The sequence below is a fragment of the Streptomyces sp. NBC_00554 genome (assembly GCF_041431135.1).
Taxonomy (GTDB): Bacteria; Actinomycetota; Actinomycetes; order Streptomycetales; family Streptomycetaceae; genus Streptomyces.
On sequence record NZ_CP107799.1, the window covers coordinates 7,167,756 to 7,180,329 of the forward strand.

The window sequence follows — 12,574 nt, forward strand, 5'->3', positions numbered from 1 at the left end:
CACCAATGCGCGCAGCCGTACAGCACGAGATAGGCCAGGACAAACTGGAAGTCCACGACGACGTCGAGGCGGTGGGCTTCGGTCCAGGCAGGGTGAGGATCCGGGTACGGGCCACGGGGCTGTGCCACTCGGACCTGTCGGCGATGAACGGCGTGCTGCCGCAGCCCGCGCCGTTCGTGCCCGGACACGAGGGCGCCGGTGAGGTCGTCGAGGTCGGCGAGGGCGTCACCAACGTCAAGCCCGGCGACCGCGTCGTCGTCTGCTGGCTGCCGGCCTGCGGAGTCTGTCCCGCCTGCAAGCGCGGCCAGACCGAACTGTGTCTGGCCGGGTTCATGAACGCCGGCACGCCCAACTTCAAGCGCCCCGGCGGAGATGTCTTCGGCTTCGCGGGCACCGGCACCTTCGCCGAGGAGGTCGTCGTCGACGCCGGGTGCGCGGTGCCGATCCCGGACGACGTGCCGTTCGACATCGCCGCCCTCATCGGCTGCGGGGTCACCACCGGACTCGGCGCCGCCCTCAACACCGCCGACGTGGAGGCCGGTTCGTCGGTCGCCGTCATCGGCTGCGGCGGCGTCGGCATCTCCGCGATCCAGGGCGCGCGGCTCAAGGGCGCGGCCGAGATCGTCGCCGTCGACCCGGTCGCCTCCCGCCGCGAGGCCGCGCTGAGGTTCGGCGCCACCCAGGCTGTCTCGCCGGACGAACTCGCCGACGCCAAGCAGCGGATCACCGCGGGCGAGGGCTTCGACTACGTCTTCGAGGTCGTCGGCCGCTCGTCCACCGCCCGCACCGCGTACGAGAACACCCGGCGCGGCGGCACCCTCGTCATCGTCGGCGCGGGCGCCATGGACGACTACCTCCAGCTCAACATGTTCGAGCTGTTCTTCGACGAGAAGCGGATCCTGCCCTCGATGTACGGCGGCGGAGACGTCCTGCGTTCGTACGAGCGGACCGTCGCCCTGTGGCGTGCAGGGCGCATCGACCTGGAGGGCCTGATCACCCACCGGGTGCCGCTGGCCGAGATCAACGAGGCGCTCGACCAGATGCGGACGGGCACGGCGCTGCGTACGTGCATCGAGATCTGACCGTCCGACTCCATAGCCGACACGACCTCTGAGGACCTTGATGTCACTGCCACTTGAAGGGCTGGCCGCGATCGTCACCGGCGCGGGGCGCGGGCTCGGACGCGTCGAGGCGCTCGAACTCGGCCGGCTCGGTGCGGCCGTCGTCGTCAACGACTACGGCCAGTCCGGGCGCGACGGTTCCGGCGCGGCGTCGGCCGGCCCCGCGGAGGAGGTCGCCGCCGAGATCCGTGACGCGGGCGGGCGGGCGGTCGCCCACACCGGGGACGTCGCCGACCACGAACAGGCCCGAGAACTGGTCGAGTTGGCTGTCACCGAGTTCGGGAAGCTCGACATCCTGGTCAACAACGCGGGCATCCTGCGTGACCGGATGGTCTTCTCGATGTCGGAGGACGAGTGGGACTCGGTCATCCGGGTGCACCTGAAAGGCCACTTCAACACGACCCACTTCGCGTCCGTCCACTGGCGGGCGCGGTCCAAGGCGGCGGGCGGGCCGGTGTACGGGCGGATCGTGAACACCTCCTCGGAGGCGTTTCTCGCGGGCTCGGCCGGACAGCCCAACTACGCGGCCGCCAAAGGGGGGATCGTGGGGCTGACCACGTCCACGGCGCTGGCTCTCGCCAAGTACGGCGTGACCGCGAACGCGATCTGCCCGCGTGCCCGGACGCGTATGACGCAGGACGTGTTCGCCGGTCTCGCCGAGCCCGGTGACGGCCTGGACCCGCTCGCACCCGAGCATGTCGCCCCGCTCGTCGGCTACTTGGCCTCGCCCGCCGCCGGGCAGGTCAACGGTCAGCTGCTCGTCGTGCACGGTGGCATGGTCGCGGTCGTCGAACGGCCGCGGGTGGCGGCCAAGTTCGACAGCAAACAGGACACCTTCACCTACGACGAGCTGGACGCGCTGCTCACGCCGCACTACGCCGGGCGGCCGGCGGGGGAGACGTTCGCGGCGGCGGAGGTGTTGGGGCTCAAGCGCGGGTAGCCCTTTGCGGGCGGCAACTGGACTGGGGCATACGGGCGGCTACTGGCTGCCGGTTACTGGCTTGGCGCACGGAACGGCCCCGCTCGCTGTGCAGCGAGCGGGGCCGTGGAGTTGCCTTGCCGATTGTGACCGCGGCCTGTCGTCAGGCCTTGTTGCCCTGGTCGGACGGCTTGCGGTGGCGGCCCTGCGGGGTCGCGTCCGCGTCCCCGCCGGAGACCACCGGGCCGCGGTGCTTGCCGTGGCCCTCGGCCTGGGCGTCAGTCGTCGGCCATTCCATCGTGCTGGTGTCGCTCATCTGGTGTTCACCCCGTAAACAAGATCCTTCTTGTGCCGGGGGATTCTAACCAGGGGCCAAGGCCGGGGTTTCGGCGGGTGTGCTTTTTTCGCCCCCTCCGCCCCTACCCGTCCCGTTCCTGGGGGCTGCCGCCCCCAGACCCCCGCTGTCGGCCTGAACGGCCTCGTCCTCAAACGCCGGACGGGCTGGGGGTGTTGCTGGACGGGCTAGGGGTGGCGCCGGATGGTCTGGGGGTGTTGCCGCGCGGGCTGGGGGCGGCGCTGGACTGGCCGGGGGTGGCGCTGGACGGGCTGGGGGCGGCGCCGGACGCGCTGGGGGTGTTGCCGCGCTGGTCGGGGGTGTTGCCGTATGGGCCGGGGGTGTTGCCGCACGCGGTGGGGGTGTTGCCGCATGGGCCGGGAGTGGCGCCGGACCGGGTGGAAGTGCCGCTCGGCTCGTCAAAGGTGCCTGTTGGAGAGGGACCGGGCGGGGTGTGGCCGCCCGTTCCGGCTCCGGGGGAGCGGGCGTGGACCTTTCCGGTTGCGCCGCGGGTGCCTGCACCTTCGCCACCCCGTACGCCACCGTCCCCGTCGCGTACGGCAGTTGGAGTACGCCCTCCCTGTTCCACAGGCCCGCCCCCGTCAACCACCCCTCGGGCGCCGGGAGATGGTGGACCTGCCGTTCGGAGGGGCGCCACAGGCCCACCCAGGTGCCGGACGGGCCGTCGATGCGCAGGGCGACCGCGCAGTTCTCCGGCATCAGTACCTGGCCGGGCTGGATCGCGAACGGGGTCACCGCGCAGTCGGCCGGGTGGAGGCTCTCCGGGAAGCGGACCGGCAGGGTGCTGCCGAGGACGCCCCAGCCGAGGCGGTCGTGGCCCGGGGACGGAGCGTCGGAGCGGATGAGGAGCAGTCCGCTGTCGGGGTCCGCGAGGAGCAGCCGGTCGTTGCTGTTCTCGGCGATCTGGAGCAGTGGGGACACCTCGCCACCCCGCTCCAGATCGACGACGACCGTCTTGGTACGGCCGTCCTGGCAGCGGTCCAGAGCCAGCAGGCGTCCCGTGCCGTCCAGCCACACCCCGCCCGAGCAGCGGCCCGGCACCTCGGCCAGATGCTCGGGCCCGAAGGCGCCGCCCGCCACCAGCCACACCGCCGTGGACCCCCGTCCCACGGCGAGGGCGTACGCGCGGTCCCCGTCCGGCGCGGGCGGCAGCAGCCGCAGCCGGGTGCCCGCGTCCGGGCACTCCACCGCGCCGAGCGGCAGCTCGCCGGTGCCCGGCCCGGTCGGGTACAGCAGCGAGAACGCGTGCCGCCCGTCCGCCTCGCGGTGGATCAGCACCCGGCCGTCGGTCAGCGGCAGCACCTCGGTGCCGGGCTCCTCCGGCTGGTGGGCGGGCAGCGGTACTGCGTACGGCTCGGCGCCGTCCAGGGTCCAGCGCTCCGGGTACCAGGACTGGGACTCGCCGTCGAGGGCGAGGCGTGCCGCGTACGTTCCGTCAGCGGTGATCACGCAGGCGGGGCGGGCGGCCGGCTCGTTCTCGTTCTCAGCCGCCCCGTTCCCGGGTTCGGTGGCACAGGCCGTCATCGTTCGGTCACCTCCGGCCACGAAACTAGTTTTCGCACGCACAGACGTGGGACCGGCGGGCGCACGTTTCACACATAAGGGTGGCCATGTCCCGATTCGCCTGAGGGAACGGGGGCGGATGTGCTGAACGGGACGGGCGGCGGGGGAGGGAACAGGAGAGGGGAGCGGGGTGACCGCGGCCCGTCCGTCGCCGGGGGCCGGCCTATCCGTCGCCGGTGTCCTGGCGGAGTGGCCCGCGGCCGGTGGGGGACCGGCGTGAGCCAGGTAGCCTTTCCCCGTGCCCCGTCTGTCTGAAGTCATCGCCGCGCTCGACGCCCTCTGGCCCCCGGAGCGGGCCGAGGGATGGGACGCGGTCGGCACGGTCTGCGGCGACCCCGACCAGGAGGTCACGCGCGTACTGTTCGCCGTCGACCCCGTCCAGGACATCGTCGACGAGGCGGTGAAACTGGGCGCCGGCCTGCTCGTCACCCACCACCCGCTCTACCTTCGCGGTACGACGACGGTCGCGGCCGACACCTTCAAGGGCCGCGCCGTGCACACCCTGATCAAGAACGACATCGCGCTGCACGTCGCCCACACGAACGCCGACCGCGCCGATCCGGGAGTCTCCGACGCCCTCGCGGGCGCGCTCGACCTCCGGGTCGTACGCCCCCTCGTGCCGGACCCGACCGACCCGGAAGGCCGCCGGGGCCTCGGCCGCGTCTGTGAGCTGGACCACCCGCTCACCGTCCGCGAACTCGCCGCCCGCGCCGCCGAGCGGCTGCCCGCCACCGCGCAGGGCATCCGTGTCGCGGGCGACCCCGAGGCCCTCGTACGGACCGTCGCGGTCAGCGGCGGCTCCGGCGACAGCCTCTTCGACGACGTACGCGCCGCGGGCGTGGACGCCTTCCTCACCGCGGACCTGCGCCACCACCCGGCGTCCGAAGCCCGCGCCCACAGTCCTCTCGCGCTGCTCGACGCGGCGCACTGGGCCACCGAGTGGCCCTGGTGCGAGCTGGCCGCCGCCCAGCTCGACGAGATCTCCGACCGGAAGGGATGGGGACTCCGCGTCCACGTCTCCAAGACGGTCACCGACCCCTGGACCGCCCACGCGGCCTCGACTACCGATACATCAGGAGCCCCCAACTGAACGCCGCGCCCGCCGACCAGATCCGACTCCTCGACGTCCAGTCCCTCGACGCGCGCCTTCAGCAGCTGGCGCACAAGCGCAGGTCGCTGCCCGAGCACACCGAGATCGAGTCGCTGAACAAGGACCTCACTCAACTGCGCGACCTGCTCGTCGCCGCGCAGACCGAGGAGGGTGACTGCGCCCGCGAGCAGACCAAGGCGGAGCAGGACGTCGACCAGGTGCGCCAGCGCGCCGTCCGCGACCAGAAGCGCCTCGACTCGGGTGCCGTGTCGTCCCCCAAGGACCTGGAGAACCTCCAGCGCGAGATCACCTCCCTCGCCAAGCGGCAGGGCGACCTGGAAGACGTCGTCCTGGAGATCATGGAACGCCGTGAGTCCGCGCAGGAGCGGTCCACCGAGCTGACCGGGCGGGTCTCCTCCGTCCAGTCGAAGATCGACGACGCGACCGCGCGCCGCGACGCCGCCTTCGAGTCGATCGACGGCGAGGTGGCCACCGCGACGAAGGAGCGCGAGGTCATCGCGGGCTCCGTCCCCGCCGACCTCCTCAAGCTCTACGACAAGCTGCGCCAGCAGCAGGGCGGCGTCGGTGCGGCCCGCCTCTACCAGCGCCGCTGCGAGGGCTGCCGCCTCGAGCTCAACATCACCGAGGTCAACGAAGTGAAGGCCGCGTCCCCGGACACCGTCCTCCGCTGCGAGAACTGCCGCCGCATCCTGGTGCGCACGTCCGAGTCCGGCCTGTAAGACCTGTAAGGAGCTTGTGCGGTGCGGGAGTTCATCGTCGAGGCCGACGGCGGTTCCCGGGGCAACCCGGGACCCGCGGGCTACGGCTCCGTGGTCATCGACGCGGCCACCGGGGAGACCCTGGCGGAGGCCGCCGAGTACATCGGCGTCGCCACCAACAACGTGGCCGAGTACCGGGGCCTGATCGCCGGCCTCAAGGCGGCCCGCGCACTCGACCCCTCCGCCTCCATCCGCGTCCGCATGGACTCCAAGCTCGTAGTCGAGCAGATGTCGGGCCGCTGGAAGATCAAACACCCCGACATGAAACCCCTGGCGGCAGAGGCGGCCAGCATCCTCCCCCCGTCCCAGGTCACGTACGAGTGGATCCCGCGAGAGCAGAACAAACACGCGGACCGACTCGCCAACGAGGCGATGGACGCGGGAAAGCGCGGCGAACAGTGGTCCCCGTCGGCGTCGACGGCAGAACTGGACGCGAGGGCAGCGAGGTCGGCTGCGCCTGACCCCTCGGGCCCACCCGGGGACGCAACGGCGGGCGCGGCAAAGGTAAGGGCGGCAATGGCAGGGTCGATGCCCTCTGACACACCGGGTTCAGGAGCGCCCCTCCAGGGGCGCGGGGAACTGCGCGACCAGCCCCCGACGGCCGGCACTCCGAAGACTCCCGGCAGCCCCCCGTCATCGGGCGGCGCAGCCGCAGAGGCGCCGGCTCCTCAGGGGCGCGGGGAACTGCGCGACCAGCCCCCAACGACCCGCACTCCGAAGACCCCCGGCAGCCCCCCGTCCGGCGGCACCGCCGCAAAGACCGAAGCCGACGTACGCGCCGCGCGAAACGTGGCAACGACGGCGCCGACAACCGGCTGGGGCACCGCCCCGGACATGGGCGCCCCCGCCACCTTCGTACTCCTACGCCACGGCGAGACCCCCCTCACCCCCCAGAAGCGATTCTCAGGCAGCGGCGGATCGGACCCGTCCCTGTCGGACGTGGGCCGAGACCAGGCCGAACGAGCCGCCACCGCACTGGCCGCCCGCGGCACGATCCAGGCGATCGTGGCATCCCCCCTCACCCGCACAAGGCAGACCGCCGCAGCCGTAGCCGCCCGCCTGGGCCTCGACGTGACCGTCGAGGACGGCCTCCGCGAGACGGACTTCGGCGCCTGGGAGGGCCTGACCTTCGCCGAGGTACGGGACCGCTACCCCGACGACCTGAACGCCTGGCTCGCGTCGCCGCAGGCCGAACCCACCGGCGGCGGCGAGAGCTTCGAGGCCACCGCCGGCCGTATGGCCATCACCCGCGACAAGCTCATCGCCGCGTACGCGGGCCGCACGGTCCTGCTCGTCACCCACGTCACCCCGATCAAGACCCTCGTACGCCTCGCGATCGGCGCCCCGCCGGAGTCCCTGTTCCGCATGGAGCTGTCCGCGGCCTCCCTCTCCGCGGTGGCGTACTACGCGGACGGCAACGCGAGCCTGCGCCTGTTCAACGACACGTCCCACCTCCGCTGAGGGAGGCCGGTGTCAAAGCCGTAGCCCTCCGTTGAGGGGGCCGGCATCAAGGCCGTAGCCCTCCGCTGAGGGGGACCGGTATCAAGGCCGTAGCGCAGCCGCCTCCCGCGCCAGCGACTCGATCCGCCCCCAGTCCCGCGCAGCGACCGCGTCCTCGGGAAGCATCCAACTCCCGCCCACACACCCGACGTTGGGCAGCGCCAGATACTCCCGCGCGGAGACCGGCCCGATACCGCCCGTAGGGCAGAACCGAGCCTGCGGCAGCGGCCCCGCCAGCGACTTCAGATACGCCGTACCGCCCGCCGCCTCCGCCGGGAAGAACTTCATCTCGCGCACCCCCCGCTCCAGCAGCGCCACGACCTCGGACGTCGTGGACACCCCCGGCAGGAACGGCACCCCGGACCCCTCCATTGCGGCAAGCAGTACGTCCGTCCAGCCCGGGCTGACCAGAAAGCGCGCCCCCGCGGACACGCACTGATCCACCTGAGCCGGCGAGAGAACCGTCCCGGCACCCACCACCGCGTCCGGCACCTCCGCCGCGACCGCCCGGATCGCGTCGAGCGCCGCCGGTGTCCGCAGCGTCACCTCGATCGCACGCAGCCCGCCCGCGACCAGCGCCCGCGCGAGCGGCACGGCGTCGGCGGCGTCCGTGACCACGACGACGGGGACGACCGGAGCGAGGTCCAGCACGGAGGCATGCGGAGATGAGGGCAGCGGCGAAGTCATGCCGCTCATCCTGCCTGGGGTGTGCAGCATGCGCAAAGGTCATTGCGCATGCTGCAATGGAGTCAATGAGGCCTCAGTGGATCTCCGTCACCACCACGTCCAGCGCCCAAGGCCTGCCCGCCTTCCCGGGCGCCGCCACCTCCACCGCGTACCCGAGATCCCGCAACGCCTCCACCAGCTTCGCCGGAGTCTTCGGCGCAGCCCCCGCCATGAGCAGGCTGCGCACGATCTTCCCCTTGGTCGCCTTGTTGAAGTGGCTGACGACCGACCGCTTCTCGACCCCGTTCACGAGCTGCGAGTGGAGCACCCGCACGGTCGCGGTCCGCTCGGCGACCTCGCCCTTCGGCTTCCAGGCGGCCGTGTACGCGGAGGACCGCAGATCGAGGACGAGGCCGTCGCCGGCCGCCTCGGGGAGCGCGGCGGCCATCGGCGTACGCCAGTACGCGCCCAGCGCCCCCAGCGCGGGCAGCTTCACGCCCATCGAGCAGCGGTATGACGGGATCCGGTCGGTCACCCGAACCGCGCCCCACAAGCCGGAGAAGACGAGGAGGGAGCGGCCCGCGCGCCGCTTGGCCGCCGGGTCGAGGGAGGCGAGGTCCAGGGCGTCGTACAGGACCCCCGTGTAGATCTCCCCGGCCGGGCGCGCGCCCGCCGTCCGCAGCTCCGTGTTCTTGGCGATCTCGCCGCGCAGGCCCTCGCTCAGCCCGAGCACCTCGCGGGCCTTCTCCTCGTCGCCGACGCACAGCTCGACCAGCTCGTCGAGGACCGCCTGACGCGCCTCGGTGAGTCCCGGCAGCGACAGCGACTCCAGCTTCAGCGCGGTTCCCCGGCCGGAGGGCGCCTTGCCTTCGGAGGGCGGCAGCAGCACGAGCACGGTGGTATCTCCCTACGGTGGAATTGGCCCGGGCCAGCCTAAGGGGTGTCTGAAAGCGTTCGGAGTGCCGCCTTGTGCGGCGTCGGCGTGCCGCCCGATGCGGCGCGGCCTACGCTCGACCCATGCCTCGCCGTCGCATCCGTGTCACCGGCGCAGCCGAGGCCCCCCTGCGGGCCGCCCTGCGCGCACTGCGTACCGAGCTCGACGTGCCCGAGAGCTTCCCGCCCGAAGTGCTCGAGGAAGCCGCGCGGCCACCCCGCCTGCCCGCCCGCGACGCGACGGACATCCGCCTCTTCACGATCGACCCGCCGACCTCCAACGACCTCGACCAGGCGATGCACCTCTCACGCCGCGAGCGAGGCTTCCGCGTCCGGTACGCCATCGCCGACGTCGCCGCGTTCGTCGCACCCGGCGGCGCCCTGGACGCCGAGGCCCACCACCGCGTGACGACCCTGTACTTCCCCGACGAAAAGGTCCCGCTGCACCCGGCCCGGCTCTCCGAGGGCGCCGCCAGCCTGCTCCCGGACCAGACCTGCCCGGCCGTGCTGTGGACCATCGACCTCGACGCGGACGGCCGTACGGAGACGGTCGACGTCCACCGTGCCCTCGTACGCAGCCGCGCCAAGCTCGACTACGCGCATGTACAGCGGCGGATCGACGACGGGACGGCGGAGGAGCCGCTCGCGCTGCTGAAGGTCGTCGGGCTGCTCCGCGAGGGGCTCGAGGTGGAGCGGGGCGGCATCTCGCTCAACGTGCCCGAGCAGGAGATCGTCGAGAAGGACGGGACGTACGAACTCGCCTACCGCGCCCCGCTCCCCGCCGACGGCTGGAACGCGCAGATCTCCCTGCTCACCGGGATGGCCGCGGCCGATCTCATGCTCGCCCACGGCACCGGCGTCCTGCGCACCCTCCCCGCCGCACCCGACGGCGCGGTCGGCCGGCTCCGCCGCACCGCCAAGGCCCTGCACATCGAATGGCCGCACCACGTCTCGTACGCGCGACTCATCCGCTCCCTCGACCCGCACCGGCCGCACCACGCGGCCTTCCTCCAGGAGTGCACGACGCTGCTGCGCGGCGCGGGCTACACCGTGTTCCGGGACGGCGTCCTCCCTGAGGTCACCTCGCACGCCGCCGTCGCCGCGCCCTACGCCCACTGCACGGCACCACTGCGCCGCCTCGCCGACCGCTACGCCTCCGAGATCTGCCTCGCCGCCGTCGCCGAACAGTCGCCCCCCGACTGGGTGTTGGCCGCCCTCGCCGAACTCCCCAAGGAGATGGCCGACGGCACCCGGCGTCAGGGCACCGTCGAGCGCGAGTGCGTCGACATCGTGGAGGCCGCGCTGCTCAAGGACCGGGTCGGCGAGGTCTTCGACGGCTGCGTGGTGGACGTACAGGAGCGTGAACCCACCGTCGGGACCGTCCAGTTGGAGTCTCCGGCGGTGTTCGCCCGGCTGGTGGGCGGGCCCGCACCGCTGCCACTGGGGGAGCGGCTGCGGGTGCGGCTCACGCAGGCTGATCCGGGAGCGGCGAAAGTGCGGTTCGCGCCTGCGTGAGGCTCCGGACCAGTTCGTCGGGATCGTCCGCGTGGAGACGTACGAGATGTACGGTCTGCTCCCGGCCCATGAAGGTGAAGTGCCGTACGGGGTTGGCGAGTTCGAGAGTGACCTCGGTCTGCGCGCTCACGGGGAGGTTCAGTTCGCCGTCGGCCCGCTCGTGGGTGAAGCGCATCTCGCGGCGTACGGCGGTGATGTCCTCCAGCGGTATCCGCAGGTCGACATGGGCGCCGTTGCGCACCCGCAGGGCGGTGGAGTCCAGCACGTGGGGCCGGGTCACGCCGGCCGCGTACAGGCCGAGCACGAAGACCACCGTGTAGACGTCGAGGACGAGGACGACCTGGTGCGTGACGGGATAGTCGCGCAGCAGCACGGACATCCCGACACTCTCGACGACGCAGACGAACGCGAACCCGAACATCATCGCGGCCTGCCCACGCGCATGACCGAAACCGCGCCCCTCGCCCACTCCGTGCGGCGGCCGCCGGGCCACCCACCGCCAGAGGCTCGCGATCAGCCGCAGCTCGTGGGCGACCAGCCGCCGAAGCAGCCGTAGCAGTCCGTACACGGCCCTCATGGTGAACTCCCTTCCGTACGCTGTCGCTCCGCGACCATCCGCATCGTGCGGCGGATCGCCTCCGCCTGGGCCGGCGGGAAGTCGGCGAAGAAGGCGCGCAGGAAACTGTTGTCCTGGTCCACGTCGCCGCTGGGCAGCAGGTCCTCCGGCATGCTGTCGGCGAGCGCCCGTGCGGCCTCGTCCACGCGCGGGTCGCCGGGATCCGCGTCCGCCAGCTCGTCGAGCAGCGCGTACGCCTTGTGCGCACGCTCCACCGCACCTGGCGCCGCGAACGCCGCGCGCAGCGCTGCCAGCAGCCGGTCCCGGTCCTCCGGGTCGGCCGTCGTATCGATGAGCGCCAGCATCTCGCGGTCCTTCGCCGCCATGGCGGACTCGGGTCCGTGCCCCGTGCCGTGCGCCATCTCGCCGAACAGCGCGGTCAGTTCGGGCGAGACGGGCCCTTCCGGCGGCACCCCCTCGTGCATGAGCGCCCGCAACCGCTCCCGCCGCTCCCGGATCGCCTCCTCCTGCCGCGCCAGATCCTCGTCCAGCTCCGCGAGCACCTCGGCGAGCTCGCGCCCCGCGTCGTCCGCCAGTACGTCCCGTACCTCGGCGAGCCCGAGCCCCAGCTCGGTCAGCCGCCGGATCCGCGCGAGGACGACGGCGTGCCGCAGCCCGTATTCGCGGTACCCATTGGGCCGCCGCTCGGGCTCGGGCAACAGCCCGAGGTGGTGATAGTGCCGCACGGTCCGCGTCGTGACACCGACGGCCGTGGCGAGTTCTCCGATCCGCATGACTCCAGTAGAAACGTTGACGTTGCGGCAGGGTCAAGCGACGTTCGTGGCGGACGGGCGAAGCCTGACGGGGTCGGTGGTCGTGTGCCACGATCGAGGGAACAGTTCCCGATCTCTTGGACGGGTGATCCCCCGATGTCCCAGTCTGGCGAGCGACCGAAGGAGGGGCGTGACATGACTGCCATGGCGCATGAGTCGCTCACGCAGGCGGAGGTCCTGCTGGAGGGCTTTCTGGCCCTGGACACCCCGGAGGGGTTCCGGGCGGAACTGATCGAGGGGGAAATTGTCGTGACGCCGCCGCCGGACGGGGACCACGAGGACTACATCGGCCTGATCGTGAGCCAGGTGATCAGGCGATCCACGACCGACATGCAGTTCTCCGGGAACAAGGGCCTGAAACTGAGGAGCGGCGGCGCCTGCCCGAAGAACCACGCGATCCCGGACGGCACCTTCGCCCCCGAGGAACTGCGCCTCTACCGGGGCGCCGACTCCTGGATGCCATGTGACGGCGTTGCCATGGTCCTTGAGGTCACGTCCACCAAGCCGGTAGCCGACCGGGAGGCCAAGCGCCGCTGCTATGCCCGCGGCGGCATCCCGCTCTACCTGCTCGTCGACCGCGAGGCCTCCTCGGTGACGCTGTTCAGCGACCCGGAACGGGACGACTACCGGCAACACTGCACGCTTCCCTTCGGCAAGCCGCTCGCCCTCCCGGAACCGTTCGCCTTCGAGCTGGACACGACGGACTTCCTCTGAGCCCCTCGCCCCCCGCCGCGGTATGGAAGA

General features: G+C 72.0%; 13 protein-coding genes. 7 read left to right on the forward strand and 6 right to left on the reverse strand.

All coding sequences use genetic code 11. The features are described 5' to 3' along the window. The first annotated feature begins 5 nt into the window (after window positions 1–5). Window positions 6–1,082 (forward strand): Zn-dependent alcohol dehydrogenase, encoded by a 1,077-nt coding sequence (locus tag OG266_RS31640; RefSeq protein WP_371549818.1) that lies wholly within the window; start codon window positions 6–8, stop codon window positions 1,080–1,082. Window positions 1,083–1,122: 40 nt separating this feature from the next. After that, window positions 1,123–2,061 carry a 3-oxoacyl-ACP reductase gene (locus tag OG266_RS31645; protein ID WP_371549820.1) on the forward strand — a complete coding sequence of 313 codons (939 nt, stop codon included), beginning with the start codon at window positions 1,123–1,125 and terminating at the stop codon, window positions 2,059–2,061. A gap of 142 nt (window positions 2,062–2,203) precedes the next feature. Here OG266_RS31645 and OG266_RS31650 read toward each other — a convergent pair whose 3' ends face one another. Both OG266_RS31650 and OG266_RS31655 read right to left on the reverse strand, forming a co-directional pair. Beyond that, entirely contained in the window at window positions 2,204–2,356 is a 153-nt protein-coding gene (locus tag OG266_RS31650; protein ID WP_266826602.1) for a hypothetical protein, read from the reverse strand. A gap of 45 nt (window positions 2,357–2,401) precedes the next feature. Beyond that, window positions 2,402–3,919 (reverse strand): hypothetical protein, encoded by a 1,518-nt coding sequence (locus OG266_RS31655; protein WP_371549823.1) that lies wholly within the window; start codon window positions 3,917–3,919, stop codon window positions 2,402–2,404. Window positions 3,920–4,196: 277 nt separating this feature from the next. Here OG266_RS31655 and OG266_RS31660 point away from each other — a divergent pair, with 277 nt between their 5' ends. From OG266_RS31660 to OG266_RS31670, 3 genes are read left to right on the forward strand one after another with little or no spacing between them, the layout of a single operon-like run. After that, on the forward strand, window positions 4,197–5,048 hold the full coding sequence (locus OG266_RS31660) for a Nif3-like dinuclear metal center hexameric protein (RefSeq protein ID WP_326723494.1): 852 nt from the start codon (window positions 4,197–4,199) through the stop codon (window positions 5,046–5,048). Beyond that, a complete protein-coding gene (locus OG266_RS31665) occupies window positions 5,045–5,788 on the forward strand; it encodes a C4-type zinc ribbon domain-containing protein (RefSeq protein ID WP_326726228.1) in 744 nt (247 codons plus the stop codon). The genes OG266_RS31660 and OG266_RS31665 overlap by 4 nt, the downstream gene beginning before the upstream one ends. Window positions 5,789–5,809: 21 nt before the next feature. Then, window positions 5,810–7,288 (forward strand): bifunctional RNase H/acid phosphatase, encoded by a 1,479-nt coding sequence (locus OG266_RS31670; protein ID WP_371549826.1) that lies wholly within the window; start codon window positions 5,810–5,812, stop codon window positions 7,286–7,288. Window positions 7,289–7,369: 81 nt separating this feature from the next. Here the strand turns inward: OG266_RS31670 and eda are convergent, their stop codons facing one another. Beyond that, entirely contained in the window at window positions 7,370–8,014 is a 645-nt protein-coding gene (gene eda, locus OG266_RS31675) for a bifunctional 4-hydroxy-2-oxoglutarate aldolase/2-dehydro-3-deoxy-phosphogluconate aldolase (protein ID WP_371549828.1), read from the reverse strand. Window positions 8,015–8,087: 73 nt separating this feature from the next. Beyond that, window positions 8,088–8,888 carry a peroxide stress protein YaaA gene (gene yaaA, locus OG266_RS31680; RefSeq protein ID WP_371549829.1) on the reverse strand — a complete coding sequence of 267 codons (801 nt, stop codon included), beginning with the start codon at window positions 8,886–8,888 and terminating at the stop codon, window positions 8,088–8,090. A 122-nt stretch (window positions 8,889–9,010) separates the two neighbouring features. Between yaaA and OG266_RS31685 the strand changes: the two genes are divergently transcribed. Continuing rightward, a complete protein-coding gene (locus tag OG266_RS31685) occupies window positions 9,011–10,441 on the forward strand; it encodes an RNB domain-containing ribonuclease (RefSeq protein WP_371549832.1) in 1,431 nt (476 codons plus the stop codon). Here OG266_RS31685 and OG266_RS31690 read toward each other — a convergent pair. Beyond that, window positions 10,392–11,018 (reverse strand): hypothetical protein, encoded by a 627-nt coding sequence (locus OG266_RS31690; RefSeq protein WP_371549834.1) that lies wholly within the window; start codon window positions 11,016–11,018, stop codon window positions 10,392–10,394. The genes OG266_RS31685 and OG266_RS31690 overlap by 50 nt on opposite strands. Continuing rightward, entirely contained in the window at window positions 11,015–11,791 is a 777-nt protein-coding gene (locus tag OG266_RS31695) for a MerR family transcriptional regulator (protein ID WP_371549836.1), read from the reverse strand. The genes OG266_RS31690 and OG266_RS31695 overlap by 4 nt, the downstream gene beginning before the upstream one ends. 174 nt (window positions 11,792–11,965) lie before the next feature. On the opposite strand from OG266_RS31695, the gene OG266_RS31700 reads away from it, so the two are divergent. Further along, window positions 11,966–12,544: a Uma2 family endonuclease gene (locus OG266_RS31700; RefSeq protein ID WP_371549838.1), complete on the forward strand. Its 579-nt coding sequence runs from the start codon at window positions 11,966–11,968 to the stop codon at window positions 12,542–12,544. Window positions 12,545–12,574 lie beyond the last annotated feature (30 nt).

Bases quoted from the DNA above. Each gene is read 5' to 3' on its own strand.
- OG266_RS31655 (WP_371549823.1), bottom strand. From the start codon at position 3,919: ATGACGGCCTGTGCCACCGAACCCGGGAACGGGGCGGCTGAGAACGAG.
- OG266_RS31690 (WP_371549834.1), bottom strand. From the start codon at position 11,018: ATGAGGGCCGTGTACGGACTGCTACGGCTGCTTCGGCGGCTGGTCGCC.
- OG266_RS31650 (WP_266826602.1), bottom strand. From the start codon at position 2,356: ATGAGCGACACCAGCACGATGGAATGGCCGACGACTGACGCCCAGGCC.
- OG266_RS31695 (WP_371549836.1), bottom strand. From the start codon at position 11,791: ATGCGGATCGGAGAACTCGCCACGGCCGTCGGTGTCACGACGCGGACC.
- OG266_RS31700 (WP_371549838.1), top strand. From the start codon at position 11,966: ATGACTGCCATGGCGCATGAGTCGCTCACGCAGGCGGAGGTCCTGCTG.
- OG266_RS31685 (WP_371549832.1), top strand. From the start codon at position 9,011: ATGCCTCGCCGTCGCATCCGTGTCACCGGCGCAGCCGAGGCCCCCCTG.
- OG266_RS31645 (WP_371549820.1), top strand. From the start codon at position 1,123: ATGTCACTGCCACTTGAAGGGCTGGCCGCGATCGTCACCGGCGCGGGG.
- OG266_RS31640 (WP_371549818.1), top strand. From the start codon at position 6: ATGCGCGCAGCCGTACAGCACGAGATAGGCCAGGACAAACTGGAAGTC.
- eda (WP_371549828.1), bottom strand. From the start codon at position 8,014: ATGACTTCGCCGCTGCCCTCATCTCCGCATGCCTCCGTGCTGGACCTC.